Here is a 25,744-nt window from a genome sequence, read left to right on the forward strand (position 1 = left end):
TGCTCGGTGTCACGTGCAGACCCATCATGGGATTCCCATAGCAAGAATGGAACGACGGTACGTGGAATACAAGGGTGGACGCCTCGACAAGAGTAGTGACTGGTGTTGCTTTCATGGCATGCCGGGGTGCAGTGGCAATCGAGCGCTGATATTAAGGAGAGGTCGGCGTTCCCTGCGGGCGTTCACTCCGGTCGAAAGCGGAAGACCCTGTGATGGAAGAGCGATATTTGGGAAAGGAACAGCTCGTTGTGCGTGCTTGCGTCCAACGGGCTGCTGACGCTGGTGATGCAGCCAGCCTCTCTGGTGGGATGGAGAGGCGGGGGAACGCTGGTGCTTGCAGGGGCCTGACCGCGTCATTGCTGACCTTGTTGAAGAGCTTTACACCGGAGTGATCATGCGGTAAAGGTAGCGTTGGGCGTTCCAGCTTCGTCAAGGAACGTCCAGCTTCGTCAAGTGATGTGGGTGGAGGAGGACGGCAATGGTGGCTCGCGGTCTGGAAGGGGTCGTGGCAGGAACCACACGGCTCAGCTCGATCATCGATGGCACATTGGCCTATGGGGGGATTGAGATCGACGAGCTGGCTGCCGAGGCGTCCTACGAAGAGGTAGTCTACCTGCTGTACTACGGGGAACTTCCGACGCGTGCGCAGTTAGCGGGGCTCCAGCAGCAACTCGCGGCGCAACGTGCGTTGCCGGACGGTGTTGTTCAACTGTTGGCTCGGGCGCCACGGGCGGTGCCGATGGATCTTTTGAGGACGGCAGTGTCGGCACTTGCCTGGTACGAGGAGGATCCGGATACCGTCGCGCGGGAGGCTGCTGTTGCTAAGGGGCTGCGTTTGGTGGCGCAGGTGCCAACGATTGTGGCCACGATTGCTCGTCTGCGTCGCGGCCTCGAGCCGGTGGTGCCGCCAGTTGACGAACTGAGCACCGCTCGGGCGTTCTTACGCACGTTGCATGACCGTGAGCCGAGCGAGCTCGAAGTGGAGGCAATGAACAAGATTCTGGTGCTCCACGCAGACCACGAGTTCAACGCTTCAACCTTCACCGCACGCGTGGTCGCAGCAACACTGGCGGATATGCATGCGGCGGTCACGGCGGCGATCGCGGCGTTGAAGGGACCGTTGCATGGTGGTGCCAATGCGGCGGTCATGCAGATGTTGGAAGAGATAGGGACACTTGACCAGGTGGAGCCCTACATTAAGGAAAAGCTGGCGCGGAAAGAACGGATCATGGGCTTTGGGCACCGCGTGTATAAGGGCGAGGATCCGCGGGCGAAGTGGCTACGCGATCTCTCGCGACGGCTTGGTGCGGCACGGGGTGACGTGCGCTGGTATGAGCTTTCGATTGCCATTGCCGACGTGATGGCACGGGAGAAGGGGTTGTTCCCCAACGTTGATTTCTATGCGGCGTCGGTTTACCACTATCTCGGGATCGAGAAGGAGCTCATGACGCCGGTCTTCGCCGCAAGCCGCATTAGCGGGTGGACAGCGCACATTTTGGAACAGCAGGCAGACAACCGTCTGATTCGACCGCGTGCGGAGTATGTGGGGCCGACCAATCGGCATTTTGTGCCGATCGATCAGCGTGGATAGGAGACGTCTTGCGATCCATGCCGGTGAGGAGGGCTAACCCGCCTCACCGGCAGAGAAGCTGTCTGCAGCGCGAGTCCTGCTTGTCCTGCGCGCCCGCGCGTTTCCCCGGCATCCTTCTACGCCTCGTCCCGAGGCGGTATAGTTGGGGGCGTGGAACGACGGTGGCGCTTTCGCGAAGATGATGTTGCGCCTTTCCCCTCAACCGACTGGTGGGGAAGGTTTGGTGTTGGCTCTGGGAGTGACTTGTCCCTGGTCGATCTGGTCCGACTCGGGAGTCTTGATGCCGCGACCGCTGCCTTCCTCTGGATGACGCTCGAGCAGCGGGCGACGGTTCTCGTTGCCGCACGCGAACACGGAGCGGGGAAGACAACACTCCTGAGTGCGCTGGTGGAGTTACTTCCGCCCGAGACGAAGCGGTATTACCTGCGTGGCTGGTACGAGCGCTTTGACTTTGTCACAACCCACAATCCTGGCACGACGTACCTCCTCGTCAATGAGATTAGTGACCACTTACCGATCTATCTCTGGGGGAGAGGGGTACGACGGGTTTTTGCCCTCGTGGCCGAGGGTTGGCGTCTGGGAGCGACCGTGCATGCGCAAGGCGCGGAAGAGGTGTTCTCGTTGTTGCAAGGCTTTCCTCTGGAGGTGCCTCCTGAACACCTACGCGCCATCGATGTGGTCGTGACGCTTGGGATGGGTATCGGGAATGAAGGCTTACTTCGTCGCGTTGTTTGCGTCGAGGCTGTCCGAGTGCGTGGAGCCGAACTTGCGACGCATGTACTGGCCAGACGTGAAACCCTGCGGTCATCCTTGGCAGTCTATCCGGCTGCGTTCCTGGCGACGCTGACAGAACGTTTTGGTCTGTCCCTTGAAGAGGCGAGCCGTCAGCTGGCCTGGCGGCAGCGGCAACTGGCCCGATGGGTGACCGAGGGGATTCGGGGATTGGACGCCTTCCGGGCGGTGCTCGCAGAACTTCGTGCCCGTAAGTTAACAGAAGAAGTTGACGGGGCCTACGAGGAGAGTAGGATTGAGGGGACACCAGAGGCGAACCAGAGATGAAACAAGCGCACGGAGGTCGAGGGTTAGGATGGACAAGCCACGAACGCTGGGCGAGCTACGCGAGAGCGGTTACCGTGTCCTTCCCGTACGGGAGGAGATGCGGAAGAACCTGATTGCCAAGATCCAGACGGGGGAACCGATCTTCGAGGGGATTATCGGCTACGAGGAGACGGTCATCCCGCAGGTAGAGAACGCGATTCTGGCTGGGCAGGACATTATCTTTCTGGGCGAGCGTGGCCAGGCCAAGACGCGGATGGCTCGGCTCCTGGTGAATCTCCTTGATGAAGAAATTCCGATCGTTGCCGGAAGCGAAGTGAACGATAACCCGTTTGCGCCGATTTCCAAATATGCGCGTGATCTGATTGCCAAAATGGGTGATGAAACGCCCATTGTGTGGATCGGGCGTGAGGACCGTTATGCCGAGAAGTTGGCCACGCCAGATACCACGATTGCTGATCTCATAGGTGAGATTGACCCAATCAAAGTGGCAGAGGGGCGATATCTTTCGGATGAATTGACTATTCACTATGGACTTATCCCACGGACGAATCGCGGCATTTTCGTCATCAATGAGCTCCCGGATCTTGCGGAGCGGATCCAGGTCGGATTGCTCAACATCATGGAGGAGCGTGACGTCCAGATCCGCGGATATCGGGTACGCCTGCCGCTGGACGTTTTCGTGGTGGCGAGCGCTAATCCGGAGGACTACACGAACCGCGGTCGGATCATCACACCGCTCAAGGATCGCTTTGGAGCGCAAATCCGAACGCATTATCCACGGACGATTGAGCACGAGATTGAGATCATGGAGCAAGAGCGAACGCCGGTGGAGGTTCCGGGAATCACGGTGACGGTGCCACAGTACATGCGCGAGATTGTTGCCGAGATCACGCACCTCGCGCGGCGCAGCCCGGACATCAGTCAGCGGTCAGGCGTCAGTGCCCGGATGTCAGTGGCGAACTATGAAACACTGGTGAGTAATGCAGTGAAGCGAGCGATCCGGCTTGGTGAGAAGCATGCCGTACCCCGGATTAGCGACTTGCCTGCCCTCATTGCCTCGACGCTTGGGAAACTTGAGTTCGAGACGTTGGGCGAGGTGCAGGAAGAGCGGATCATCGAAAAATTGATCAATGGGGCCGTAGCGGCGACCTTCAATCGCTACTTCTCGGTTCGTGACTTCGATGATCTTCTCCTCGCCTTTGAGAATGGACTGACGGTCGAGGCTTCTGACCTGCAGCCGGCGATGCGGTATGTGCACCAGGTCTCGCACATTGAGAGCCTCCGGCGGGCGGCGCAACGGCTGGGGGCGACTGGTGATCCGGCTCTGGTCGCGGCAGCGGTCGAGTTTGTCCTTGAGGGCCTCCATCTGAACCGGCGCCTGAACAAAGATCGTGCAGCCGGTCGCGGGCCAGCGCGCTACCGCAGTTGAGGGATCCTCGCCAGGAGGTGTGTCATGGAGACCACGCCATACCGATTTCGCTACTCTCGCTGGGACGGAACGCAGAACATTGACGCATTCACCGCTGACGAACTCCTGGAGGCGATGGCGGACGACCTCCTGGCGGAAGGGGACGTCAATCGGGCTCTGCAGCGCCTCTTCCGGTGGGGCATCGATCGGCCGGATGCCCGCATGCCGGGGTTCCGGGAACTCCTCGAGCGGCTCCGAGAGCAGCGACGCCAGTTGCTGCAGCGCTATGACCCGGGGTCGGTGCTTGAGGATCTGACTCGCCGACTGGAGGATGTCATCCAGACCGAACGGGCGGGAATTGAGCGGCGCGTGCAAGAGGGGCGCGAACGGCTGGCTCGCGCCCGGGAGCAGCAGACGCACGGTGCACACGAAGGAGAGGAGGAGAGCGCGGGTGAGGTGGGGGCGGAGGAGATGAGTCCGCCTGATCCAGCGCTGCAGCGGCTGCTCGAGCGAATGGCACAGCAGAAGCTCTCCTTCTTGGATCAGCTGCCGCCAGATCCGGCTGGGCGGATCCGGGCGCTCACTGAGTACGAGTTCATGGACCCAGAAGCACGGCGCAAATTCCAGGAACTCCTTGCTGCGCTGCAGCGACAGGTCCTGGAACAGACGTTCCAGGGGCTCCAACAGGCGATTCAGAACCTGACGCCGGAAGCGATTGGCGAGCTCCGGCAGATGCTGCGCGACCTCAATGAGCTTTTGCAAGAGCATGCGCGTGGTGGGCAGCCAGATCTCGAACGGTTCAAGCATCGCTGGGGTCACTATTTTGGCCGTGACTTCAACAGTGTGGAGGAGCTCCTGGATCACCTGGCGCGACAGATGGCGGCGATGCAGAGCCTCTTGGACTCACTTCCGGCGGAGATGCGCCAGCAGTTGGAAGAGGCTCTCGATGCGGCGCTCCGCGATCCCGAGCTTCAGCGTGAGCTCCGGCAGCTGGGTCGGCTGTTGGGGCAGCTGATGCCAGACAACCCGTATCGGCAGGCTCAGTCGTTTAGCGGGAGTGAGGAACTCACGCTGGGACAGGCCCTGCGCCTCATGGAGCAGCTGCGGGCCATGCAAGAGCTCGAGGAGCAGCTTGAGGGGGTGCGCGACTGGCGCGATCTGGGGCGAGTCGATCTGGAGCGGCTACGTGAGCTGTACGGCGACGAGCTCGCCGCCCAGCTCGATGCACTGCGGCAGATCACGCGACTGCTCGAGGAGGCTGGGTACATCCAGCGGACACGGCGCGGGTACGAACTGACGCCGCGAGCAATCCGGAAGATTGGGCAGAAGGCGCTGCGGGAGATCTTCCAACACCTGAAGCGTGACCGGTTTGGACAACATCAGATCGAGCGGAGTGGACGTGGCGGGGAGCCGATCGAAGAGACGAAGTCTTACGAATTTGGTGACCCGTTCTTGCTGCACCTTCCGCGAACAGTTATGAATGCCGTGCAGCGAGAAGGACCGGGGACGCCGGTGCGGTTGCAGCCGGCTGACTTTGAGGTCTTCCGTACGGAGTCGACCAGTCGTGCGGCAACCGTGCTGATGGTGGACATGAGCCGGTCGATGCTCTACAACGGCTGCTTCCTAGCGGCAAAAAAGGTGGCGTTGGCGCTGGACAGTCTGATCCGGACGCAATTTCCGCGCGACACACTGTACATCATCGGCTTCTCCTACCTGGCTTCGGTACTCACGCCGGAGGAGTTGCCGCATATCACCTGGGACGAATACAACTATGGGACAAACATGCAGCATGGATTCATGCTGGCGCGGCAATTGCTCTCGCGACATCGCGGGGGGACGCGTCAGATCATCTTGATCACGGATGGGGAACCGACTGCGTATTTCGATGGTGAGCAAGTGCGCTTCTCCTACCCGCCGACGTACCAGACCTTCCAGGAGACTTTGAAGGAGGTCGCTCGCTGTACACGTGAGGAGATTGTGATCAATACCTTTATGCTGGAGCGGAGCCCCTATTTGGCAAGCTTTGTGAATGAGATGACACGGATCAACAAAGGACGCGCCTTCTTTGCGACGCCTGATCATCTTGGTGAGTACATTGTCATGGACTATGTGGTGAACAAGCGGTTTCGTCTACGGTAAGGTGGCAAGGAGGGCTTATGCTGCGGCGGCTGACTGGCCAAGGTGCAGCAGCGCGCGCCGAGGAAAGAGAACGGGCCGGCACACCGGCGAATGATCGGACGTCCTCGGTCGATCAGGAAAGCGTGGCGGGAGCGAGTGGCGAGCTCCTGGTGTATCGGTACGAGGACATCCTGCGGGCGGTCGGGCGTTTCATCGACGAAGAGCAGCTGCAGGACGTGCTGATCCTCCAGACCGAGCAAGGGGTTCTTGTGCGCGGGATGCAGCGGCCACGACCCGGAGCGCGTCTGGTGCCGACGTTTTGCGAGCGCTTGTTCACAAAAGCAGAAATTGCGGCGATCCTGGAAGAGGGACGTCGCCGACGCGGAACGGGCTCGAAGCTTTTCCGGTGATTGTCAGGGCAGGATCGCCGTCCATTCCCAGGTACCGAACTTTGTGCGAACAAGCTCACGCGCTTCGTCGATCTCGTCGGGACGAAGAGTGCCCTCTTCAAGCCCATGCCGTTCAGCGAACGTGCGGATGAGAAACTCCTGGATCGTCTCGCGCGGGAGGTTCGTTTGCTGGCGAAGCGGTGCAACTCGGCGCTCTGCGCTACGAACGCCCTTATCACTCAGCTTTTCGCGACCGATGCGAATAACACGAGGTACCTTTTCCGGATCGATGTCGTAGGCCATGGTGGTGTGGTGGAGGACCGCACCGTGGCGGCGCGCTTGAGCGGCGCCACCGATCTTGCCGTTGGCTGAGGTGATGTCGTTGATGGGCTGGTACCAAGCGTCGATACCCAGGACTCGCAGTGCCTCAACGACCCAGGCGTCGAGGAAGGCATACGACTCCTGGAAGGACATTCCGGCGACAAGTTCGGGTGGAGCATAGATAGAATAGGTGATGACGCGGCCGGGCTCGGTCAACATAGCCCCACCACCGGTGATGCGGCGAACGACGGTGATGCCGTGCCGGTTTGCTTCCTCGAGGTCGACTTCGTTGCGGAGCGACTGAAAACGACCGATGACGACTGCGGGCGCGGTCCACTCCCAAAACCGCACGGTGGGTGGGCGCTCACCTCTTCCCACACGGTAGGTTAAGACTTCATCGAGCGCCATCTGCATCGCCGGGTCGAATGCCTCACCGGAAATCAACTGCCAGCGATACTTCCGCCAGCGTGCTAGTTCGCTCACGAGAGTGCCCTCCGTGCTGCTCGTGCAACGGCCTCAGGGGAAAAACCGAGAAGCTCGACGCGTCCGGGGAATCCTGCGAGTGCCCGTGCAATTCTGTGGGCGAGTTCCTCTTCACTCGCGTCGGCCGGAGCACCCTCGAGTGCTCCAGCGATAACATCGAGCGCCTCGGGGGGCTCAAGGAAGAAGTCTCCCGTCACGCGGACGTTGCGCAAGTGTCCTTCGACGACGTCGAGATCGATCTGGACAAGTTTTCCGCCTGGCGTCTTGTATTCACCGTGCATGCGCTTCCTCCGGGAAGCGTGGTGACAAAGACCTGTTTCGACTCAAGTGTAGCGTCTTGTGTTCCGGGCGGAGAGATGGGGTTGCAGCCGTTTCACAAGAATGTGCCGAATCCCTATTGACACACAAGCTTCTCTTCTTGAAACTGAAAAGGTCCGGCCTGAGTGAGAGGCGAAGGGGGCAGGAATGGCGTCGGCGAGCGCAATTGAGCGGGCAATCGGTGTGGCGCGATTTGACCCGCAAGCCTACGAGGCAGTAGAGCATGACGAAGCAGCGACTGGGACTGCACTGGCGATTGTGGTGCTGGCGAGCATTGCCAACGGAATAGGCAGTCTCCGAGATACTGGCATTTTGGGTGCGATTGTCGGTGTCATCTTCGCGGTGATCGGGTTCGTACTGTACGCTGGGATTGCGTATCTCATCGGTGCGAAGGTCTTTGCGACGGAGGAGACGCGGGCGACCTGGGGACAACTGCTACGCACGCTGGGTTTTGCTCAAGCGCCGGGTGTTCTCCGGGTTCTCGGTATCGTGCCGGTGATCGGTGGCGTGGTGAACTTTGTTGTGGCGATTTGGATCTTGGTGGCGAGCATCGTCGCAATCCGGCAGGCATGCGATTTCTCGACGGGTCGTGCGATCCTGACGGCTATTGTCTCCTGGATCGTGTATTTCATCTTTGTTGTGGTCCCAATGGCAGTCATGGGTGCCCTGTTCGGTGCTGTGGGCGGTTGAGCCGAGCCGCTCTAGAAGCGGTTAGGGCGGAAGGGGGCCAGCAGTGGATCGACTCTCCGGCTCAGGATCTCTTCTGCAAGGAGGTCCCCGAGGACCGGACCAAGGGTGATGCCACTGTGGGTAATGGCCTCGAAATAACCGTCGAGTTCTGGAACCTGGCCGACGCGTGGGTAGCCATCGGCAGGGATCGGACGAATGCCGATGGCAGCACGAGGGGAGGTGGCTGCAACGAGTGCAGGGAAGAGCCGCTGTGCGCGTTCGCGGAGTTCGCGGCACGGTGGTGCGTCAGGCGCGAGGTCGAGCTCGTCACCCAGCGTTCGGTCCACTGATTGGTGGTGTAGGAGGAGGTGACCCTCACCGTCAGGCCGGAGATTGATCTCCGGGGTGTGTACGATGCAAGGCAACTCCATACTGTCAACAGCGAGCGACAGGAGCAGTCCGGGTTCTGGACGGAGCGGGAGCTGTCGACCAACCATTTGAGCGATTCGATGAGCATCAGGGCCAGCAGCATTGACGACGGCATCGGCCGCGAGCCATTGGTCGTCGGTGAGCGTAACGCCAGTGACGCGGCTGCCCTGTTGCGTGATGGCGTTGACCTGGCTCGCCGTGCGGATGGTGCCACCGTGCTGAACGATGGTGGTCGTCAAGATTTGAGCGAGGAGGGGAACGTCGACCCAGGCTTCGCGAGGAAACCAGGCGACGGGGTAGTCTGGGTCAAGCGGTAGGGGGAGGTTCAGTTCGGCGTTGAGGGTGGCAGCGGGGACCAGCTGTGCGTCATATCCCATTGCGCTTGCATAGTCGACGCGCGCTGCAAGCACCGGCAAGGAATCGGGAGACACCCACTCCACATTACCGACCCGGTGGAGCCAGGCGTCATTGCCAAGCTCCTCAGCAAGCCGCTCGTGTGCTTGCAAACCGGCCCAGTTGAGGAGAAAATATGCCTTGTTGTCTGTCTTGGCACTCGCGTTGACCCAGGCAAAGCTCGCGCCACTTGTCCCAGCTGCGACAGTCTTCCTCCGTTCCAGAACGGTAACACTTGCGTTGCGTCGCGTCAGTGCGTAGGCGATACTCAGCCCGATGAGTCCGGCTCCGATGATGACAACGTGCACGGTAGCGTTCCTCCGACGCAGGATCTGTGAACCCTTGGTAATCTGCCAGGTCGGGCAGGCGAGTTGGTGCCAGATCAATGCCAGACGAGCATACCAGGCAGGGTCCGCTCCGAGGATCGGTGACAATGCGCAGGGCTCGACTCTCTCTGAACGATTGCCGCGAGACCTGTCGATCGATGCGCTGACGCGAGCGACAACAAGTGATCACGAGCGGACAAGTGCCAGACTGCCGTACACCTCGGGGCGGCGGTTAGCAAGCGAGGGAAGCTGTGCACGGACTTCCCGGAGGTAGGCGAAGTCAATGGTTGTCACCACGACACCGACACGGTTGACCGCCTCAGCGATGACCGTACCCCACGGGTCAGCCACGAGTGCATGGCCATAACACTGCTGACCGGGGTCGTGTGGCCCGATTTGTGCTGGCGCAGCAACGTAGTACTGATTCTCGATGGCCCGGGCGCGGAGCAGGGCATGCCAGTGGTCCTTCCCCGTATAAAGAGTGAATGCCGCAGGGACAAAGACGAGTTCGGCCCCCGCAAGTGCCAGTAGTCGGTACAGTTCGGGGAAGCGGAGATCATAGCAGATGGTCAGTCCAACTGTGTGACCAGCAATCTCAGCGGTCACGATACGGTCGCCGGGGAGAATTGTCGCTGACTCATTGCTCGTGACGTTCCCGGTAAGATCGACATCAAAGAGGTGAATCTTGCGATAGGTGGCGAGAATTTCGCCAGTTGGTGCAAAGAGCACACTCGTATTGAAGTATTTCCCCGGAATATCGGAGCGCTCGAGAATTGAGCCGCCAAGAAGGTAAATGCCATAACGCTGTGCTGCAGTGGCAAATCGCTCGGTTGTTGGACCAGGAATCGGCTCAGCGTTCGCCTCATGAAGTTCGCGTGGTCCCAGGAAGTTGACGTACTCAGGTAGTGCGATCACTTCCGCGCCTTGCGCAGCGGCCTCGGCAATCAAGCGTTCAGCGACGGCGAGATTCTGTGCCTTGTCAGACCGCGAGTTCATCTGGATCAGGCCGATTCGCAACGTCTCGCTCATCTTCCATCCCTTTCTCGTCGTCCGGATAGTTCACCGTGATCATTGTAGCGCTCCCCCACGGCCTCCGGAACAGTGGACTGGGCTCGTCTGACGCGACTCGTTTGCCTGCGAGAAGTGGCTATAGCCTCCGAATCTCCCAATACTTCAGGGGAAGGTCGCGATCTCTTCGTGGAAGGTGGTCGGTCCATCGGCGGGCACTTCGGCCCTCGTCGACCGAGCTGCGGTACTGCACGGGGGTGGCCAGGGTGGGTAGCAAGGGAGCACTGTCTCGCCGAGACCGTTGGTGTGATGCGTATAACGTCCAGCGAGATTTGCTTGGGAGGAGAATTCCGGTCGTGTCTTTGGTGTGCTCGCCGTCTGATCATGTCGGAGAGCGTTGCATGACGAAGTCGATCCAAATATCGGTATGCTGGTGCCCGACTGCCAATACGAATGTGCAGCCGTCGGTCAAGTGTCTGGGTCGTTCCCAGACGCTTCGAGTGGTGCTCCACCAGGTTTGCGTCAAAGGGCGGGAGGCCTGCTTTGTCCGGAAATACTCGCCTCATACTGTACCATGGCGAAGATAGGGTAGATCCCAATACTGATGGAAACTGCATCGACGTGCTGTGCGATAAAGGGCATTTGCCCGCGCTTTCGCCGGAGAATGAGCCGAACAATGGTACCGTTGCGGTGCGAGAGTCCCTGTGGTCGGAGGCAGGGAGAGTGAACCAGTTGCAGTGGGTGAGCGAAAGATGGGGTGGCAATGGTCGTCGTCGGAGTTGACACAGGGGGAACATTCACTGACTTCGTCGTCTTGGATGGTGAGCGGATTGTCGTGCACAAAGAGCTGTCCACGCCAGACGATCCAACCCGCGCGATTCTCCGCGGACTGGAAGCGCTTGGCGTGCACGACCGACTCGAATTGCTCGTGCACGGCTCGACGGTGGCGACGAATGCGGTGTTGGAGCGGAGGGGAGCACGAACCGGGTTGTTGACGACTGCCGGATTCCGCGATGTTTTGGAGATTGGTCGACAAAATCGACCACGACTCTACGACCTCCGGCAGGTCAAGCCGTCACCGCTCGTTCCGCGGGAATGGCGACTCGAGGTTCGGGAGCGGCTGGACGAATGCGGGCGAGTACTCGTTCCGCTTAACGAGGAAGACGTCCGACAAGCGATTGGGGAGTTCCGTGCTGCTGGGATCGAGTCTGTCGCGGTTTGCTTCCTTTTCGCGTTTGCCAACCCGACGCACGAGAGACGGGCTGCCGAGTTACTGCGAGAGGCGGGGTTCTGGGTCTCGACATCGCATGAGGTTTTACCAGAGTATCGAGAATACGAGCGTACATCGACGACGGTGCTGAATGCCTACGTGGGCCCCCTTATGGGGAGGTACTTGGAGCGGTTGGCAAGCGTCCTTCCGCCGCAAGTTGTGTTGCGTGTCATGCAATCGAATGGTGGAGTTCTGAACAGTCGGACAGCGGCGCGGGAGGCGGTCCGCACGCTGCTCTCGGGACCAGCCGCCGGGGTGGTAGGGGCAAGGGCGGTAGCATGGAGTGCTGGCTTCGATCGGGTGATTAGCTTTGACATGGGAGGTACGTCGACCGACGTGTGTCTCATTGATCGGGCACCGCGCGAGCGGAGCGAGGGGACGATTGGCGACTTTCCTGTACGTATGCCGATGCTTGATATTCATACAGTTGGAGCTGGCGGTGGTTCGATCGCGTGGTTCGATGGGGGTGGGGTATTGCGCGTCGGGCCGCAATCGGCTGGTGCAAATCCTGGCCCAGCAGCCTATGGGAGGGGCGGAGAAGAGCCAACGGTGACCGATGCAGCGGTCGTGCTGGGGTGGCTGATACCTGATGCATTCCTTGGTGGAGCGATGGAACTAGATGGAGACGCGGCACGGCGCGTCGTCAGGCGGATAGCAGACGTGCTGGGGAAGAGCGAGGAAGAAGCGGCACTCGGGATCATGGAAGTCGCCGAGGCGAACATGGAGGGAGCGATACGGGTTGTTTCGGTCGCGCGTGGGGAAGATCCGCGGGAGTATGCGTTGGTCGCCTTTGGGGGAGCGGGGCCGATGGTCGGGTGCCGGCTCGCTTCCAAGCTACATATCCCGTCAGTGATCATCCCACCCACACCGGGAACACTCTCAGCACTTGGCCTCCTCACCGCCGACCTCCTCCGCGACTACCTGCGCACTCTGATGGTCACCGCCGAATCCGCCGACACTCCTCTCACGTCGGCGCTGGCCGATCTCACCACCCAGGCGGTTCGTGAGCTTTCCCAGGACGGAATCTCGCCGAGCGATGCCACCCTTCAACCGGCACTCGACCTTCGGTATCGCGGCCAATCCTATGAACTCACCGTCCCTTTCGGCGGAGATTTGCGAGCAGCCATCCGTGACTTCCACAAGCTCCACGAACGACTCTACGGTTACGCCCAGGTGACCGAACCGGTCACCGTGGTCAACGTACGACTCCGCGTCATCGTCCCTGCGCGTCGAATCTCCTCCGAACCAGCCGCCACACCTCAACCCTGGGAACCGACTCCCATCGATGAACGCAGCGTGATTTTCGAGCTCCATTGCAACCCTGTGCGCACACGCGTACCACGTTTTGAGCGTGAGCAACTAGGGCCCGGAGCCATTCTCGTCGGCCCTGCGCTCGTGACACAGTACGACTCGACTGTCGTTATCCCACCAGGCTGGCGTGGTGTCGTCGACGGAAACGAGAACATTGTGCTCCGGAGTCGCGAGGTTGAAACTCGCCGCCACACCGGTGCATGAGGGAGGTACCCCAATGGTGGATTCTGATACGGTCGACCCGATCTCGCTTGCTGTCTTTCATGCAGCGCTCAGCGCGATCGCCGAAGAGATGGGAGCAGCACTGCAGCAGTCCAGCTACTCGCCGAATATCAAGGAACGACTGGACTTCTCTTGTGCCGTTTTTGATCCCGAAGGTCAGATGATCGCCCAGGCCGCGCATATCCCCGCACACCTGGGCTCCATGCCCGACTCCGTTCACGCCGTACTCGAGCAGTGCGCGCCGTTCGTTCCGGGAGACGTCGCGATCGTCAACGACCCATATCTCGGGGGGAATCATCTCCCCGACATCACAATGGTGAGTCCCGCTTTTCTCACCGATGACCCGACAAGCGAGCTCCTTGGCTTCGTAGCCAACCGTGCTCACCACGCTGATGTTGGAGGGATCAGCCCTGGTTCCATGCCGATCGCCACCGAACTCTTTCAAGAGGGGATCATCATCCCTCCGATCAAGCTGTGGGAGGGTGGCAGACTCAACCAGGCTGTGCTCGCCCTCCTCTTGCGCAACGTGCGGACACCGGACGAGCGTCACGGAGACCTCCTTGCGCAGTACGTAGCAAACCGTACCGGCATCCGCCGCCTGCGTGAAGTGGTGGGTCGCTACGGGTCTGTCCGGTACCGGGGGCTCAGCCGTGCCGTCCTCGATTACGGTGAGCGGCTGGCTCGCCAGGCCATCCGTTTGATTCCACCTGGTACTTACCGCTTCACTGACTATCTGGACGACGACGGGACGAACGATGAGCCTGTGCCCATCACGGTCACGGTGACGGTCGACGGCGAGACGCTGGTTGTCGACTTCTCAGGCACGGCCACCGAACGACCCGGTAGCGTCAACACAGTAGAGACGGTCACCAAATCTGCAGTGTATTACGTCCTCCGCTGCTTAATGCCAGAGGATGCGCCCATGAACCATGGCGTCTTCCGCGCGGTACGGGTCATCGCACCACGCGGCACCGTGGTCAACGCGCGACCGCAGCGCGCCGTCGCAGGCGGCAATGTCGAAACCTCCCAGCGGATTGTCGATGTTCTCTTCGGGGCGCTCGCCCAGGCACTCCCCGACCTGATCCCAGCAGCAAGTCAAGGCACGATGAACAATGTAACCATCGGCGGAATCGATCCGCGTAATGGACAGCAGTTCGCGTACTACGAGACCCTCGGCGGTGGGATGGGCGCACGGCCAGGACTGGACGGTCTCTCCGCCGTCCATGTCCACATGAGCAACACGCGGAATACGCCGGTAGAAGCGCTGGAATATGCCTACCCGCTGCGCGTCACGCAGTACGCACTCCGTGAGGGCTCCGGTGGGCGTGGTCGTTTCCGTGGAGGCAACGGTCTGATCCGTGAGCTTGAGTTCCTCACCGAGGCCGAGGTGACCTTGCTCAGTGAACGCCGTCGGTTCGCCCCGTGGGGCCTGCAGGGAGGAGAGCCAGGTATGACCGGGCGTAACCTCTTGATCCGCCGAGATGCCAACGGTCACGAGGAGACCATCATCCTGCGAGGCAAGCAGCGCCTGACGGTGCGTCTCGGCGACCGGATCCGCATCGAGACGCCTGGTGGCGGTGGCTGGGGCACCGTGGACTGAGACGTTGGGTTGTTGGCTCTCGATTCCCACATGGCGATAGACGTTCTGGGTTCAAGAGACCACCCACTCCTCCCCAGACGCCTCGTCGGCTAGCCGACGAGGCATGCCCGAGCACAGCGGCATCGCAGGTGTGCGCGGAAGCCTCTCCAGGGGGTGTCTTCAGCACTCCAGGTGTGGTAGCCATTGCATAGTCACCAGGCATCTCACGTGACAGCGGCCACCATACCAGTGAGTCCATGCTTCGCAAGCCCGTTGTCACCACTGGTTTTGGGACCCCATTCCCCCTTCCCACCAAGAGGCTGGCACAGTACACCCGAGAGTGAATGGAGCGTAGCACGATGGTCGCGAACCACGCGCCGATGCCGAAAGGACAGCAGGATGATCGCTGAGGCTCAGCAGGATGATCCGGCGGCCCAGCGACGGCCAGCCTGCCCGTACTTCCGATTACTGACCGATCCTGAAGCGCACACTCTCTCACTTGGACAACAGCGACTCTGCCGCGCCGATCATCGGCCCTTGTCGGATTTGGCTTGGCAAGCATCCTACTGCCTTGGATCCTACGAGCGTTGCCCGCACTTTCGGAGCGTGCATGGGCAACCCACACCAGCCGTAGGAACCCACCTTCTGGAGCTGCTTGCACAGCAGCAGTTTCAGCGCGAGCAAGCGCGACCACAAGCTCCACGCGCACCAAGCGTGAAGGCACCATATGAGTCTTCTGAAGGGGGCCATCTCCGGGCATCTACCAAGCATCCAGGATTCACCGCACGTCTTGCCGAATTCGTGCGACGTCCCATTGCTGTCGCAGTGACAACGGCCGCGCTCATCGGCGGACTTTGGGCCGGGATCGCGCTGGCCGGTACACTCGGCGGTAACCGACCGACAGCTGACGCAGGGCAACGCGTGACTACCTCCGCACCGGCCTTCACGCTACGCACCGAGCGCGCGACGCCGACACCTACTCCATTCCCTGCTCCGGCACAACTACCGCAACTTCCCGGCTTGTCGGTCAGCCGTGCCACCACTCCCACACCAACTCCAGCGCCACACCCCTCGCTAACGCCGACACGCGAACCAACACCAACGCCCACACCCACCGTGACAGTGCCAGCACTACTCTCACCCGCACCGAGCTCTCCCGTCGTGCCAGTTGCTCCAGCACCGACTCCCGTGACCAGTTGGCCCTCTCCTCTGCCTGAAGAGGGCGGCAATTCTCGGTCCGAACCTACTCCGACACCGACCGCTTCGCTGGAGCCATCGCCAACGCCTCCTCCATCACCAACGCCCCTGCCAACCCCGACCCCATCGCCGACACCCGATCCGTGGCAAACCTTACCCCCAATGGCACGGGCAGGGCAGCCGGTGCCGCTGTCGACAGTCGGCGGGCTGCTCGGCGCAATGACCGCCTATCCGTTTCCTGGAAACGGGCTTGCAGGATCTGCGCCGGCGAGTAGCGGTGCAACAGCAGAGCTCGGGTTGCCTGCCAACGCTGGCGTCCTCTACGGGCTCCAGAGCGGTGCCAGCAATGGCCGCATCTGGCTGAACACACCCACGCCTGCGCAGCGACTGGTCATCGTCGCGGAGGGAATGACGAACCAAGGACGGCTCATGCCGGTGTTACGGATCGGAATCAATGGACTTACGGTCTGGGAAGGAGCCAGTCCTTTCCCACACGGCGAATGGGCGACGGTTGCATGGGTGATCGACAAGCCATACTTGCTTGATAGCCCGCAACTCCAAGTCAGCCTGTCACTCGCGACCCCCGGTCAGTTTGGGGAAGAACCGTGGGTTGCGCTTGCGACAGTGACGATCTATACGCAGTGAGCACGATGATTGGGGAGTGCGATCAGTTGATCCAATGCGCAATCGCTGAAATCAGCGGACCGAGAGCGAGCGCTGGCAAAAATGAGGCAACGCGAACCCGACCCAACCCAAGGAGATTCAGCGCAATACCGATCATCATGATCCCCCCAACTCCTGTGACGAGGAGGATACGAGGGTCGTTGGCCGGATCTGGGAGCACCTGCGCCAACGCACCGGCGGCAAGCGAGACTCCACCTTGGTACAGAAGAATGACCAGAATGGACAAACCAACCCCGATGCCGTAGGCACTGGCAAGCGCAACACTCGAGAGGCCGTCCAACGTTGCCTTCATGACGAGCAGCGTCGCATCACCGGTGAGACCATTATTGAGCGAACCGATCAAGGTCATCGGGCCGACGCAGAAGAGCAAGCTGGCTGCGACGAAGCCTTCGGTGAAGGCCCCGCTGCCACCGACTCGTCGTTTGATCCAATTGCCGAGTCCTTCGAGCACTTCTTCAAGGCGCCACCACTCGCCGAGGAGCCCCCCGATGACCAATGTCAGGAGCCCCAGCACGACTCCATCAAGGCGTCCGACCGTCGCACGGGCAAGGCTTCCGGCCATCGAGAGCGCGATGAAGACGGTGACCAGCCCCACTCCCTGCACGGTGATCCGCTGCATCCGCTCGGGGAGTCGACCGTGCAGGAGCAGGCCAAAAGTGGTCCCAAGCGCGACTGTGGCCGCATTGATCCAAGTCCCACTCGTCCGCGTCCAAAAGTCAGCGAACTCCATCCCCACCCCCAGTCGGTACACACTCCACACGATGCCCGGCCAATGGTACTGTCGAAACAGGCGACAAGGGGAAGGGTGGGAGCCATGGGGTCGAATCGCGCAGCACTTGCACGCTATCGCCGGAATTTCCAAGACGAAGTGGACAGCGCCAGCCTGTACACGGCGCTGTCAGAGACAGAGATCTCACCAGAGCTCCGGGAAGTCTTTCGCCGCCTCGCAGCGATGGAACAACAGCACGCGGAGTTCTGGCGGCAGAAGCTCTCGGAAGCCGGGGTTACGATTCCGTCCACGCGCCCAAGCTGGCGTACGCGCGTGCTGATCTGGATTGCACGGCGATTTGGTCCCGCTCTTGTGCTACCGACCGTGACCGCTCGGGAGTGGGCAGACCAGGCGAAGTATGACGCTCAAGCAGAAGCCGCAAACGCAGGGCTGCCGGGGGCCGAACACCAGCATGCTCGCATCTTGCAGCTGATTGGACGCGAGCGACCGAGCGGGTTGCCAGGGAGCGCACTGGCCGTGCTGGAGGGACGCCATCGCGCGATTGGAGGGAATGCCCTTCGCGCGGCAGTGCTTGGCGCAAACGATGGCTTGGTATCGAACCTGAGTCTCGTGATGGGCGTGGCAGGAGCTGATCTCGCTCCACGCACCATCCTGCTGACTGGGATTGCGGGGTTACTGGCAGGTTCACTCTCGATGGCCATGGGGGAATGGCTTTCGGTGCAGAGTGCGCGAGAACTCTACGAGCATCAGATTCGCATTGAGCGTGAGGAGCTGATCGCGTTCCCCGAAGAGGAGCGCGAGGAACTCGAACTCATCTATCGGGCCAAGGGGGTTCCAGCCGAGACAGCTCGCCAGCTGGCTGACCGCTTAATCCGCGAAGGTGCACCTGCCCTCGAGACGCTGGTGCGCGAGGAACTGGCCATCGATCCGGAGGAGCTTGGGGGCTCAGCATGGGAGGCCGCTATCGCCTCCTTTGCGCTGTTTTCGGTCGGTGCAATTGTGCCGGTGCTTCCGTATCTTGTGATGGGAGGGCTTCAGGCTGCTGCCTTGAGCGTGGGATTGAGTGCGATCGCCCTGTTCGCACTGGGCGCAGGCATCACCGTCATCACTGGTCGGAGTGCGCTCCGCTCAGGACTCCGACAGGTGCTCATCGGACTCACTGCAGCCGCGATCACCTTTGGGGTCGGTCGACTCTTTGGCGTGGCACTTGGCGGCTGATTCTGGGGGAGCTCCCTCCCAGAATCAGCCAAGGAGCATCAGCACTACCAAGAACCAGCCCGTAACTTCAGGCAGGGGGGATATTTTGGTTTCGGCGGAAAAGATTATCGGGATCGTATCGCTTCTTCAGTGCGGTTAGCCGTGCGTAGTTCATGCCATAGGCAGCACGAACTCTCGCTGATCCTTCCTCCTCGAGTTCATTGACATACACTGCTTGTGGAAGCGCAGGTAAGCTGCTCCATGTCCGTTCGATCCAGTTGCGATTTGCCTCATCTGTTCCTGGATCCCGCCAGATCGCGAGGGCAGTCAAAGACCATGGAAAGGAGCGATGCGCAAATGCGGTTTCCTCTGGTGCTACATGTGCAACGGCGCCACCCAGCCTGACAAAGAGAACAAGGCTCCCCGGTGATGGTACCTCCTCATAATGAGCGGCCAGCGGCCCAACGACCTCTGGAGTTAGATTCATAAGGAAGTTACTCCTACCATAGTAGCGGAGTCCTACCGCAGCGACCTCATCGAGCATACGCTGCAGCGCGGTATAGGGTGTAGTGACGATCTCTTCGAAGACTGCTGGCCCGATATGGCGAAACGGCTCGAGTCGTTGCACTGCATCGTCCGGCGGGTCTATGGCCACGACTGTCAATGCAGCGAGTGGCATGCCCTCCGGTGTTCTCACAAAAGCAAAGGTGGCAGACACTGAATCGGGAGCGGCGGCAAGAAGTGCCTCGCCTGCTTGGAACACATTGGCTGCTTCGTGAATCGGAAAGGCTATTTGGAGCACGGTAACCTGAGGCTCCAGCGGGTTCAGCGCGTAGTCGAACGCGGTAACCACGCCAAAGTTCCCGCCGCCGCCCCGGATTGCCCAAAAGAGGTCGGCATCCGCATCTGGTGCAGCGCGGCGAAGCTGGCCGTCAGCTGTCACAACATCTGCGCCCTGGAGGTGATCGATGGTGAGGCCAAACGCTCGTGCCAGCCAGCCTATACCACCGCCAAGTGTGAGGCCAGCAATGCCGGTGTGTGAGATCTGACCACCGGTAAGGACCAGTCCGTGCTGCTGAGTGGCTGCATCGAGGTCACCCCAACGGAGACCGGACTCGGCCCGTGCTGTCCTCATGACCGCGTCCACGTAGACCTGGCGCATTGGTGAGAGATCCAAGACAATGCCATCGTCACACGTGGAGTAGCCTGGGAAGCTGTGTCCACCACCTCGCACTGCAAGGATCGCCTGGTGCTCATGAGCAAAGGTGACGACACGCTGCACATCCTCGGTGCTTGTACAGCACGCGATCAGCGCAGGGTAACGGTCGATCATGCCATTCCAGACGCGGCGAGCCTCCTCATAGCCGCTCGAGTTCCGATCCAAAAGTGAACCGCTTAACGATGCACGGAGACGATTGACTTGGTCGGGCGGAAGGTCACGCTGTTTTCCGTCCGGCGTGCGGACGGTTATTGTCTGTTTCACATTGTCCCCCTTTTCGCGAATCATCGACTCGCCTACGGCATCAGGTCCATTACCCTTGCCTTTGGCAACAGTACTCACAGCAGGGGGCAATGTGATAACCCAGCACTCACCAACGGGTGGCTAGAGAAGGCTCGAAACATGCTCACTCACGGAGCGGGACATACAGACGGGGCCGCTCCTCGTAGGTCTCCATATCGAGAGTCTGCACAATGTACGTGGCATGAGGCGAGGTCGAAGCAGCTGCAACGTTGCCATTGCGATCCATAGCGACAATATTCATGACTGTCTCGGCCTCAGCATATGGATCTTCAAGGTGTCGGAAATCCAGCATGGCTTGTCGAAGTGCATCCTCAAGGGGCAGTCCGAAGCGGAGGTACATCACGACGCTATGAGCTGTCGCACAGCGGATTGCCATTTCGCCACGGCCGGTACAGGCAGCGGCACCGTAGCGGTTGTCGGCATAGTTCCCTGCCCCGATGATCGGGGAGTCACCGAGCCGCCCAGGCCACTTGAACCCCCAGCCGCTTGTAGAGACCGCACAGGCGATATTCCCATCAAGATCCCGCACAATGACATTGGTTGTACCGAACAGGTCCCGGTGGAGGAGCTCCGTCCAGCGACGGACGACCGACATGTAGAGCTGGTATCGATCCTCGTAAACGTTCTGTTCCGGGGCACGTTCACCGTGGATGACGGCCTGCCAGACTGCCTCGGCCTCGGGGGTGAGCAGATTGGCCACTTCAAACCCGTGGGTGCGAGCGAAGAGTTCGGCACCATCACCGACCAAGAGGACGTGCGGCGTGCACTCCATGACACGCCGTGCGATCTCGATCGGATGCGGATAGTGCTTGACTGCGCCGACGGCGCCGGCGGCCAATGTTCGTCCGTCCATGATGCTGGCATCCAGCTCAACTTCACCGAGCAGATTTGGAATGCCACCGGTTCCTACACCCTGATCACGAACATCATCCTCAACCGCTTTCACCGCGGCGATTGCGGCATCGACAGCAGAACCACCAGCACGAAGGATCCGGATCGCCGCCGGAAACCCAACTGCAGCGTTGCGACTTCCGACGACGATCCCGCGAACATCCTGAGAGCTCATGTAGTCGAGCCTCCCTCCTCAGGCAGGATTGCTCCCATGGCGGTTATCGGGCAGAGCGAATCGCCTGCTCGAAGTCCTGGCGCCACCAACGGAGAAAGAGCATACCGTCGTCTGCCCCGCTTATGGCCTCAACCGGGATTTCCATCTCATGCGGAGGAAGGCCATGTCGGGCCGTAACATGGACGACCTGACCGTCTGGCAGCGACGCACAGAGCTCCTGGAGGTGGCCGACCCGCTCCCCCTCAGCGGTCACAATTGCCGCACCACGATGCAAGACCGCATTCGCCTGGTCGATCGCTCGCACCAGTTCGCCGAGTTCAATCACTTCTGTCGACGGCGGCGATTCCTGCAGAGAAGCTGGTGGTAACCAACCGGGAATGAAGAAGGGAGTTGCTCGTTCACCGGTTAGTTGCCACACCAATTCGCCAGTGAAGAGTTCGCGGTGGAACTCTGGCAGTGTCTCCAGATCAGCACGCGAGCGACGGACAATAAGCCGCTCTTCATGCTCCGCTGTCTTGACGACCTGAAGTTCTCCCAGTGGAGCAACAAGACTGTGTCGAAGGATCAATCCCCGCCGAATGACCACAGCATTGACGCGGTGCGACGTCGGATCCAGTAGCATCCACTCGACCGTTCCTGCCTCATGACCATCGTTCGTCCATAACCGGTCGCCGAGACAGACGCGCATCGTCATTCCCCCCTTGCTCGCCACCCGCACCGGCCGACTGCAGGGCCAGTCTAGCGGAGATTGAGCGATCCGGGGAGACGCCCCGCTGCGCGAGGAGGGCAGCGAGAACCGTTGTAACGGCGAAGAGGGCGAGACTCAGCGCATTTCCGAGTCCACCGAGTCGACGAAGCTCCCAATGAGCGAGCAGATCGCCTGCGAGCCGTACCGCGGCTCCTTGGAAGTGCGATCTTCCGTTTTGTTGAGCCAGGTGTAGGCAGTTACGGTGAGGCACTCTGGTGGGCAGTGGTCACCGTCACGACCGTCGGATACGGTGACATCGCGCCGCAGACAGTTGCCGGGCGCATGGTCGCAGCCGTCCTGATGCTCGTGGGGATCGGCGTCATTGGGATGGTGACGAGTAGCTTGGCCACCTACTTTCTTGGTGGGCGAACCCGTGCTCAGCATCCAACTGTCGAGCATGTTCGCGAGCGCCTGGCGGTGTGGGACGAACTGGACACCACCGAGCGACAACGCCTGGCCGCCATGCTTTGGATCTTGGCCAACGAGGGGAACGAACTTGGCGCAGCTCGCCCAGTCTCACCGGAAGTCGTGCGAGAGCGTACCAACGCGCTTCGAGAGCGGGAGCATTGGTCGTCCGAGCGGACGCACCTCCTCAGCGACCAGACTGGCCAGTGATCCCTCGCGCTCAACTCGTCCGTCGATCACCAGCACCGGTTGGCGGCGCAGGAGCGCTCGGTACTGCTCGCGTACCGGCGGCGGGACGGTCACATTGACAAGTCCAGTCTCATCCTCGAGGGTCAGGAAAAGGACACCGCGCGCTGTTGGTGGCGCCTGCCGGCACACGACGAGTCCAGCGACACGAGCCGTTGTGCCGTGTGGCAATGTCCGCAGCCGGACAGCTGGAACGACACGCAGAAGCTGCCGCTGGCGTGCGTAGAGCTCCATCAGGTGACGATCGAGGCAAAAGCCGAGAATGGCATAGTCGAGAAACGTCTGCTCGACGGCATCCGGCTCGACGAACGAGACTGATGGTTCGAGTGCCTCCAGAAGACACGGCTGTGTCGTCTGCTCCGCTACCACGGCGAGCAGCTCCCACAGGAGCTCGCGACGGCCTCGTCCAGGGGCAAGCGACGCAAAAGCACCGACGAGAACCAGGGCTTCGACCTGCGCTGCAGTGAGCGCAGCCCGCCGGACGACGTCAGCTGGGTCCCGGAACGGCTGTCTCGCCCGCTCCAAGACAATGCGTTCCGCTGTGGTTCGCCCAAGAGCACGGACCCCAGCAAGACCAAGCCGCACCGGCCCATGCACTGGATCGCCGGCAAGCGTTGCTCGCACCTCGCTCCGTACGACGTCCGGTGGCAGAACGCGGATACCGCGACGCAGTGCATCCCAGACAAGTACTTCCGGCGCGTAGAAGCCCATCGGCTGGTTGTTCAAGAGAGCGCAGAGGAGAGCAGCCGGGTAATGTGCGCGGAGCCACAGCGTTTCGTAGGCTGTGCGAGCCAGCGCTGCAGCATGGCTTTTGCAGAAGCCGAACTCGGCAAATGCGGCCATCTGAGCGAAGATGCGCTCAGCAACCGACCGTGGGACACCGTTGCGGTCGGCCCCGGCGAGGAAGTCACCGCGTAACGCCTCCATTGCTGCACGTGAGCGCTTACTCCCCATCGCGCGCCGGAAGGCATCAGCCTGACCAGCTGTCATCCCGGCGATCGCCATTGCAACCTCCAAGACCTGTTCCTGATAGAGGATGACGCCGAGCGTCTCGCGGAGAATGGGCTCAAGCTTTGGGTGAAGGAAGCGCACCGGCTCGATCCCTTGGCGGCGCCGAATATAGGGGTGCACCATACCGCCCTGGATTGGGCCGGGCCGAATGATCGCCACCTGGGCGATCAGATCCTCGAATCGTTCGGGACGTGTGCGCGGCAAGCTCTGCTGTTGTGCGCGACTCTCGACCTGATACGTCCCGATTGTGTCTGCCTCTTGCAACAGCCGGTAGACAGCTGGATCGTCGAGCGGTAGCTGTTCCAGATCGATCTGGATGCCGCTCACCCGCTCAATCAGTTCAACCGCCTCGTGAACAACCGAGATGGCACGCACGCAGAGCAGATCGGTTTTGATCAGTCCCGCTTCCTCAATATCCCGTTTGTCCCAGCCCAGGACAATCCGTCCCGGCATCCGCGAGGGCTCGACGGTGGTCAGCTCCACAACCGGTCGGCCGGTGATGACCATGCCACCGACATGGACAGAAAGATGACGCGGAATGTCTTCCAACGCTGGGGCCAGACGCACGAGCCACTTGAGCCGGCGTTGTTCTTCCTCATTGAGACGTGGCATGAGCGTGCGCGCAACTGCTGCGAGCGGCTCGCCGAGGCGTCCCTGGCTCTTGGCGAGCTCGTCGACCAGCTCTGGTGGCAACGCAAGAACGCGCCCAAGGTCACGAATTGCGCTACGGGCCTGGAATGTGACATAATTGCAGACCATAGCAGCATGGTCGACGCCATAGGTGGCATAAACGTAGGCAATGGCTCGCTCGCGGTCTTCAAGACCAAAGTCGATATCGATGTCCGGCATCGAGGGACGCTCTTCGTTGAGGAAGCGCTCGAAGAGCAGACGATGGGCAAGCGGATCGACCTGCGTAATCCCCAAGCAGTAGGCGACGAGCGAGTCAGCTGCTGAGCCGCGCCCGCGTCCGCGGAAGCGATTGGCGAGATCGGCGCAGATCAAGAAGAACTCAGCGACGCCGAGCCGCTCAATGACGCCAAGTTCGTGTTCAAGCTGCCGCACGACCGGCTCGGAGAGCGTGCCGTAGCGGCGTTGTGCTCCCTCGTAGGCCTGGCGACGCAAGACCTGCATCGGTGTCTCGCCAGGCGGAACGAGATGGGGGAGTGGTGGGAAGCGGACCTGACGAAAATCGAGCGAGACCTGGCAGCGCTCAGCGAGGCGCACCGTGTTGACCAGAGCCTCCGGCAGGTGGTGAAACCGGCAAGCCATCGTCGCCGGTGGGACGAGTCTATAGGCCGACGAGGTCTTGCGGGCTGGGTGTGGGGTATCGACGGTAATGCCCTCCCGAATGCAGACGAGCACGTCTTGCAGACGCCAGCTCTGCTCATCGAGATAGTGAACATTACCAGTCACGACGACTGAGAGGCCGGTGGCTTCGGCCAGATTGACCAGCTCGCTCACCCGCTGGCGATCGCCACGCTCACCGTGGTCCTCGAGCTCCACAAAGCAGCGCTCTGGGCCAAAGAGGCGGGCCAGACGGGTAGTCCAGGCCCAGGCTGCGGCTCGTCCGTCACGGGCAAGCGCGCGAGCAATCGGCCCTTCTCGGCAGCCAGTGAGGATGATGAGTCCATCGTGCCACTCTGCCAGCCACTTCCAGGGGAGTGCAACCGCGCGTCGTCCCGGTGAACCTTCGAGAGCGAGCTGCGTGCCGGTCGATTCAGGGCCATCAGGGGTCGACCATCCAAGGCGAGCTGCCGAGAGGAGGCGCGCCAGCGTCGCGTAACCGCGGTCATTCTCAGCCAGGAGTGTGAGATGACTCCCGTCCTCCATGGTCACCTCAGCCCCAACAACGGGATGAATCCCTGCACGCTCAGCAGCACGGACAAAGCGAACGACACCATGCAGCGCATCGTGGTCGGTGAGTGCGAGATGCTGGTAGCCCAGCGCGGCAGCTCGCTCGATGAGCTGCTCGGGTTGGCACGGCGCATCGAGGAGTGAGAAACAGGAGTGTGCGTGGAGCTCGGCGTACGGTGCAGTCATGGCC

General features: G+C 61.0%; 20 protein-coding genes. 11 read left to right on the top strand and 9 right to left on the bottom strand.

Annotated features, from left to right (window positions below):
- Positions 1 to 478: 478 nt before the first annotated feature.
- The 5 genes from NET03_RS08380 (at position 479) to NET03_RS08400 (ending at position 6,586) form a co-directional block, all read left to right on the top strand.
- On the top strand, positions 479 to 1,591 hold the full coding sequence (locus NET03_RS08380) for a citrate/2-methylcitrate synthase (RefSeq protein WP_252128462.1): 1,113 nt from the start codon (positions 479 to 481) through the stop codon (positions 1,589 to 1,591).
- A 150-nt stretch (positions 1,592 to 1,741) separates the two neighbouring features.
- A complete protein-coding gene (locus NET03_RS08385) occupies positions 1,742 to 2,650 on the top strand; it encodes a type II secretion system protein E (RefSeq protein ID WP_252128463.1) in 909 nt (302 codons plus the stop codon).
- A 28-nt stretch (positions 2,651 to 2,678) separates the two neighbouring features.
- Entirely contained in the window at positions 2,679 to 4,079 is a 1,401-nt protein-coding gene (locus tag NET03_RS08390; protein WP_252128464.1) for a sigma 54-interacting transcriptional regulator, read from the top strand.
- Between the two features lie 24 nt (positions 4,080 to 4,103).
- Entirely contained in the window at positions 4,104 to 6,197 is a 2,094-nt protein-coding gene (locus NET03_RS08395) for a vWA domain-containing protein (protein WP_252128465.1), read from the top strand.
- A gap of 17 nt (positions 6,198 to 6,214) precedes the next feature.
- Positions 6,215 to 6,586: a hypothetical protein gene (locus NET03_RS08400; RefSeq protein WP_252128466.1), complete on the top strand. Its 372-nt coding sequence runs from the start codon at positions 6,215 to 6,217 to the stop codon at positions 6,584 to 6,586.
- 3 nt (positions 6,587 to 6,589) lie between these two features.
- On the opposite strand, the gene NET03_RS08405 is transcribed toward NET03_RS08400, so the two are convergent.
- Together NET03_RS08405 and lplB are read right to left on the bottom strand one after the other, a co-directional pair.
- Positions 6,590 to 7,369: a lipoate--protein ligase family protein gene (locus tag NET03_RS08405; protein WP_252128467.1), complete on the bottom strand. Its 780-nt coding sequence runs from the start codon at positions 7,367 to 7,369 to the stop codon at positions 6,590 to 6,592.
- Positions 7,366 to 7,650, bottom strand: a complete 285-nt coding sequence (gene lplB, locus NET03_RS08410; RefSeq protein ID WP_252128468.1) for a lipoate-protein ligase small subunit — start codon at positions 7,648 to 7,650, stop codon at positions 7,366 to 7,368. Before lplB ends, NET03_RS08405 begins: the two co-directional genes overlap by 4 nt.
- Positions 7,651 to 7,834: 184 nt before the next feature.
- Between lplB and NET03_RS08415 the strand changes: the two genes are divergently transcribed.
- Positions 7,835 to 8,377, top strand: a complete 543-nt coding sequence (locus NET03_RS08415) for a YIP1 family protein (protein WP_252128469.1) — start codon at positions 7,835 to 7,837, stop codon at positions 8,375 to 8,377.
- An 11-nt stretch (positions 8,378 to 8,388) separates the two neighbouring features.
- Here the strand turns inward: NET03_RS08415 and NET03_RS08420 are convergent, their stop codons facing one another.
- A complete protein-coding gene (locus tag NET03_RS08420) occupies positions 8,389 to 9,612 on the bottom strand; it encodes an NAD(P)/FAD-dependent oxidoreductase (RefSeq protein ID WP_353655797.1) in 1,224 nt (407 codons plus the stop codon).
- Positions 9,613 to 9,690: 78 nt separating this feature from the next.
- The gene (locus NET03_RS08425; RefSeq protein WP_353655806.1) at positions 9,691 to 10,521 is read right to left on the bottom strand and encodes a carbon-nitrogen hydrolase family protein; all 831 of its coding nucleotides are present in this window, start codon (positions 10,519 to 10,521) and stop codon (positions 9,691 to 9,693) included.
- Between the two features lie 754 nt (positions 10,522 to 11,275).
- On the opposite strand from NET03_RS08425, the gene NET03_RS08430 reads away from it, so the two are divergent.
- The 3 genes from NET03_RS08430 to NET03_RS08440 all read left to right on the top strand — a co-directional run bounded on the left by NET03_RS08430 (position 11,276) and on the right by NET03_RS08440 (position 16,736).
- Positions 11,276 to 13,297, top strand: a complete 2,022-nt coding sequence (locus NET03_RS08430; RefSeq protein WP_252128472.1) for a hydantoinase/oxoprolinase family protein — start codon at positions 11,276 to 11,278, stop codon at positions 13,295 to 13,297.
- A gap of 13 nt (positions 13,298 to 13,310) precedes the next feature.
- A complete protein-coding gene (locus tag NET03_RS08435) occupies positions 13,311 to 14,915 on the top strand; it encodes a hydantoinase B/oxoprolinase family protein (RefSeq protein ID WP_252128473.1) in 1,605 nt (534 codons plus the stop codon).
- Positions 14,916 to 15,293: 378 nt separating this feature from the next.
- Complete coding sequence (locus tag NET03_RS08440; RefSeq protein ID WP_252128474.1) at positions 15,294 to 16,736, top strand: Tat (twin-arginine translocation) pathway signal sequence domain-containing protein; 1,443 nt, start codon at positions 15,294 to 15,296, stop codon at positions 16,734 to 16,736.
- 22 nt (positions 16,737 to 16,758) lie between these two features.
- Here NET03_RS08440 and NET03_RS08445 read toward each other — a convergent pair whose 3' ends face one another.
- Entirely contained in the window at positions 16,759 to 17,505 is a 747-nt protein-coding gene (locus NET03_RS08445; protein WP_252128475.1) for a DUF554 domain-containing protein, read from the bottom strand.
- A gap of 84 nt (positions 17,506 to 17,589) precedes the next feature.
- Between NET03_RS08445 and NET03_RS08450 the strand changes: the two genes are divergently transcribed.
- Entirely contained in the window at positions 17,590 to 18,723 is a 1,134-nt protein-coding gene (locus tag NET03_RS08450; protein ID WP_252128476.1) for a VIT1/CCC1 transporter family protein, read from the top strand.
- A gap of 67 nt (positions 18,724 to 18,790) precedes the next feature.
- Here NET03_RS08450 and NET03_RS08455 read toward each other — a convergent pair whose 3' ends face one another.
- The 3 genes from NET03_RS08455 to NET03_RS08465 form a co-directional block, all read right to left on the bottom strand.
- On the bottom strand, positions 18,791 to 20,185 hold the full coding sequence (locus NET03_RS08455) for an FAD-binding oxidoreductase (protein WP_252128477.1): 1,395 nt from the start codon (positions 20,183 to 20,185) through the stop codon (positions 18,791 to 18,793).
- Positions 20,186 to 20,327: 142 nt separating this feature from the next.
- Positions 20,328 to 21,290 carry a glycosylasparaginase gene (locus NET03_RS08460; RefSeq protein ID WP_252128478.1) on the bottom strand — a complete coding sequence of 321 codons (963 nt, stop codon included), beginning with the start codon at positions 21,288 to 21,290 and terminating at the stop codon, positions 20,328 to 20,330.
- Between the two features lie 43 nt (positions 21,291 to 21,333).
- Positions 21,334 to 21,978, bottom strand: coding sequence for a hypothetical protein (locus tag NET03_RS08465; RefSeq protein ID WP_252128479.1), 645 nt, complete (start codon positions 21,976 to 21,978; stop codon positions 21,334 to 21,336).
- Positions 21,979 to 22,203: 225 nt separating this feature from the next.
- Between NET03_RS08465 and NET03_RS08470 the strand changes: the two genes are divergently transcribed.
- Positions 22,204 to 22,653 (top strand): potassium channel family protein, encoded by a 450-nt coding sequence (locus NET03_RS08470; RefSeq protein WP_252128512.1) that lies wholly within the window; start codon positions 22,204 to 22,206, stop codon positions 22,651 to 22,653.
- Here NET03_RS08470 and NET03_RS08475 read toward each other — a convergent pair.
- Complete coding sequence (locus NET03_RS08475; RefSeq protein WP_252128480.1) at positions 22,555 to 25,740, bottom strand: DNA polymerase III subunit alpha; 3,186 nt, start codon at positions 25,738 to 25,740, stop codon at positions 22,555 to 22,557. The genes NET03_RS08470 and NET03_RS08475 overlap by 99 nt on opposite strands.
- Positions 25,741 to 25,744 lie beyond the last annotated feature (4 nt).

The organism is Thermomicrobium sp. CFH 73360 (assembly GCF_023806465.1).
Lineage (GTDB): Bacteria > Chloroflexota > Chloroflexia > Thermomicrobiales > Thermomicrobiaceae > Thermomicrobium.

Bases quoted from the DNA above. Each gene is read 5' to 3' on its own strand.
- lplB (WP_252128468.1), bottom strand. From the start codon at position 7,650: ATGCACGGTGAATACAAGACGCCAGGCGGAAAACTTGTCCAGATCGAT.
- NET03_RS08380 (WP_252128462.1), top strand. From the start codon at position 479: ATGGTGGCTCGCGGTCTGGAAGGGGTCGTGGCAGGAACCACACGGCTC.
- NET03_RS08400 (WP_252128466.1), top strand. From the start codon at position 6,215: ATGCTGCGGCGGCTGACTGGCCAAGGTGCAGCAGCGCGCGCCGAGGAA.
- NET03_RS08415 (WP_252128469.1), top strand. From the start codon at position 7,835: ATGGCGTCGGCGAGCGCAATTGAGCGGGCAATCGGTGTGGCGCGATTT.
- NET03_RS08460 (WP_252128478.1), bottom strand. From the start codon at position 21,290: ATGAGCTCTCAGGATGTTCGCGGGATCGTCGTCGGAAGTCGCAACGCT.
- NET03_RS08475 (WP_252128480.1), bottom strand. From the start codon at position 25,740: ATGACTGCACCGTACGCCGAGCTCCACGCACACTCCTGTTTCTCACTC.
- NET03_RS08445 (WP_252128475.1), bottom strand. From the start codon at position 17,505: ATGGAGTTCGCTGACTTTTGGACGCGGACGAGTGGGACTTGGATCAAT.
- NET03_RS08435 (WP_252128473.1), top strand. From the start codon at position 13,311: ATGGTGGATTCTGATACGGTCGACCCGATCTCGCTTGCTGTCTTTCAT.
- NET03_RS08450 (WP_252128476.1), top strand. From the start codon at position 17,590: ATGGGGTCGAATCGCGCAGCACTTGCACGCTATCGCCGGAATTTCCAA.
- NET03_RS08395 (WP_252128465.1), top strand. From the start codon at position 4,104: ATGGAGACCACGCCATACCGATTTCGCTACTCTCGCTGGGACGGAACG.
- NET03_RS08390 (WP_252128464.1), top strand. From the start codon at position 2,679: ATGGACAAGCCACGAACGCTGGGCGAGCTACGCGAGAGCGGTTACCGT.
- NET03_RS08430 (WP_252128472.1), top strand. From the start codon at position 11,276: ATGGTCGTCGTCGGAGTTGACACAGGGGGAACATTCACTGACTTCGTC.
- NET03_RS08440 (WP_252128474.1), top strand. From the start codon at position 15,294: ATGATCGCTGAGGCTCAGCAGGATGATCCGGCGGCCCAGCGACGGCCA.
- NET03_RS08465 (WP_252128479.1), bottom strand. From the start codon at position 21,978: ATGCGCGTCTGTCTCGGCGACCGGTTATGGACGAACGATGGTCATGAG.